Genomic DNA, 2,451 nt, shown 5'->3' with positions numbered 1-2,451 from the left:
CCCCCCACCCCCCCCACCCCCCCCGCCGCCCGGCTGGGGGGCTCGGATATGTTAATACCCCACCGGCCGCCCCGGGCGGGGCCCCCCCCACGGCCGGCGGCGGGGCGGTCGGCGCCCTCCGCACCGGCCCGGCCGGATTCGGTGGCGGGCCCGGTCGCGCCGTCGGCGGCGTCCGGGCGCTCGGTGGCATCGCTCATGGCGGGCTCCTGCGCTGTGGCCGACCGATCGGCCCCGTCCGGCGCGATCGGCCCGGCCTCATCTGGTCGGCTCATTCGACGGTACCCGAACGGCGGTGCGGCGTTCAGTGCCCGCGGGGCCACAGCCCGGGATCGGGGGCGAAGCGCACCTGGAGGGCGCCCTCGTGGAGCCCCGCGCCGGCGACGGTGCACCGGCGCAGCGCCGACGGCAGCGGCAGCACCCGGCGGAACGGCCCCACGGTAACCACCAGTTCGTCGCCGCGCCGCACCAGGTCGAGGTCGTCCCGGTCGGCCCCGGGCAGCGGCAGCCGCCACACCAGCAGCCCGTCGTCGGCCAGCCGGTCCTCGACGGTCCACGGCTCGGCGGCCGGCCCGTCCCGGCGCGCGTCCAGCGGCCCGACGGCGTCGGCGAGCACGGCGAGGTCGGCCAGGCCCTGCGGATCGCGCCCGAGGTGCGGCAACTCCTGGAAGGCGGGCGCGCGCGACCCGGCAGCTCGGGCCGCGCGCGGGTGGTCACCGGCCGGCTGCGGTACGGGGCCAGCGGCCGGCGCGTACGGCTCGCGCGGCTCCTCAGCACCCACCGGCTCGTTCAGTTCCTTCAGTTCCTTGAGCGCGGTCTGCTGCTGGCCCGAGGCCGCGGTCAGCCACGGGTCGGCGGAGCCGGTGGGCAGCAGCCGGTTGGCGATCAGCGCGTCGACCCGGGCGCCGTGCAGGGCGAGCCCGGCCCTGACGGTGCGCAGCGCCCGCGCGGCCAGCGGCCCGGGGTCGACCACCAGTCGTACGGTCAGCGCGTCGGCGTCGATGAGCTGCTGTACGGCGGTGAGCTCCTGCTGCCACTGCGCTGAGGTCTCGTACAGCCGCTGTGCCGGCATGGGCACGCCGGTGAGCTGGGCGAGCATGGGGTGCAGGGCGCGGGCGGCCTGGCGTTCGGCCGGCAACAGCCGGCGCAGGTAGCGGCCGAGCTGGTCGGGCAGGGCGAGCAGGTGGACGGTCTCGGTGGCCGGCGGCAGGTCGACGACGAGCGCGTCCCAGCGCGGCGCCGCCGCCCCGGTGGGCCCGGCGTGCGGCGCGGCCGTCGCGCGGTGGGCGGCACGGACCGCGGCGAGCAGCGTGAGCGCGTCGGCCCCGGGCAGTTCGGTGGCCTCCTCGGCGGCCCCCGGGTGGGCGCCGAGGAAGTCGAGGACGCCGCGGGCGCGCTCCTGGAGGTCGGCGAGTTCGCTGCGGAAGTACTCGGCGGTGGCCAGCCGCGCCGCCCACAGTCCACCCGCCACCTCGACGGGCCTGGTGCAGGGCGAGCGCACGGCGTCGGTGGTGGCCGCCGGGGCGGGCAGCGGTTGGCCGAGGACGCGCCCGATGGTGCCGCTGCGGTCGGTGCTCAGCAGCAGCGTGCGGTGGCCGGCGCGGGCCGCGGCGAGCGCGGTGGCGGCGGCGACGGTGCTGCGCCCGCTGCCCGCGGCGCCGGTGATCAGGACGGTACGCATGGCGATCAGGCGGGCGCGCCGGTCTCCACGCGCTTCTTCAACCCGGCCAGCGCCCGGTCGATGATGACCTTCTCGGCCTTGCGCTTGATCATGCCCAGCATGGGGATCTTGACGTCCACGGTGAGCTGGTAGGTGACCTCGGTGCGGGCGCCGCCGTCGACCGGGTCGAGCCGGTAGGAGCCGTCGAGCGAGCGCAGCATCTGCGACTTGACCAGCGACCAGCTCACCTCGCGCTCGCCGAGCCAGGTGTAGGCCAGGGTGTGGTCGTCCTTGATGGCGCCGGCGTCCAGGAGCAGCCTGACCTGTTCGGCGCGGCCCTGCGGGTCGGTGGCGAGCACCTCGGCCTCCTTGACCTCCCCGGTCCACTCGGGGTAGCGGTCGAAGTCGGCGATCACCCCCATCACGTCGGCAGGGGCCGCCTCGATCGTGATGCTTGAGCTGGTGTGTTCCGCCATCGCCGTGGCTCCTCCGTACCGGTCCGCCGCCTGCTGCGCCTGCCGCTGAAGGCTACCGCGCGCCACTCGCACGCCCGACCGCCGGTGAGCGGCGGCGGTTGGGCCCGGCTCCGGGGTCGGCCCGGCCGGCGCCCCGCCCGCTCCCGGCCGGCGGCGCCCGTCGAAGCTACCGCCCGCCCGGCCGGCGCCCGCGGGGCCGCGTCCACATGCTGGCCGGCGGGGGCCCCCCCCCGCGGCGGGGGGGGGGGGGCGGGGGGCGGGGGGGGGGGGGCGCCCCCCCCCCCCGCCCCCCCCGCCCGGGGGCCGCCCCCCCCCCCC

The 2,451-nt window shown here is 78.4% G+C and carries 2 protein-coding genes and 1 pseudogene; all 3 read right to left on the bottom strand.

All coding sequences use genetic code 11. The features are described 5' to 3' along the window. Positions 1-197: pseudogene (locus tag AAHZ94_RS32625) on the bottom strand (hypothetical protein); the annotation flags it as partial. A 104-nt stretch (positions 198-301) separates the two neighbouring features. Then, complete coding sequence (locus AAHZ94_RS32620) at positions 302-1,678, bottom strand: ArsA family ATPase (protein WP_349997323.1); 1,377 nt, start codon at positions 1,676-1,678, stop codon at positions 302-304. Between the two features lie 5 nt (positions 1,679-1,683). Next, positions 1,684-2,133, bottom strand: coding sequence for an SRPBCC family protein (locus AAHZ94_RS32615; protein ID WP_349997322.1), 450 nt, complete (start codon positions 2,131-2,133; stop codon positions 1,684-1,686). Positions 2,134-2,451 lie beyond the last annotated feature (318 nt).

Origin of the sequence: Streptomyces sp. HSW2009 (genome assembly GCF_040240285.1) — a bacterium.
Classification (GTDB): Bacteria; Actinomycetota; Actinomycetes; order Streptomycetales; family Streptomycetaceae; genus Streptomyces.
Note: the sequence above shows the minus strand (reverse complement) of the source record. Positions and strands in the feature narration are given on the sequence as shown.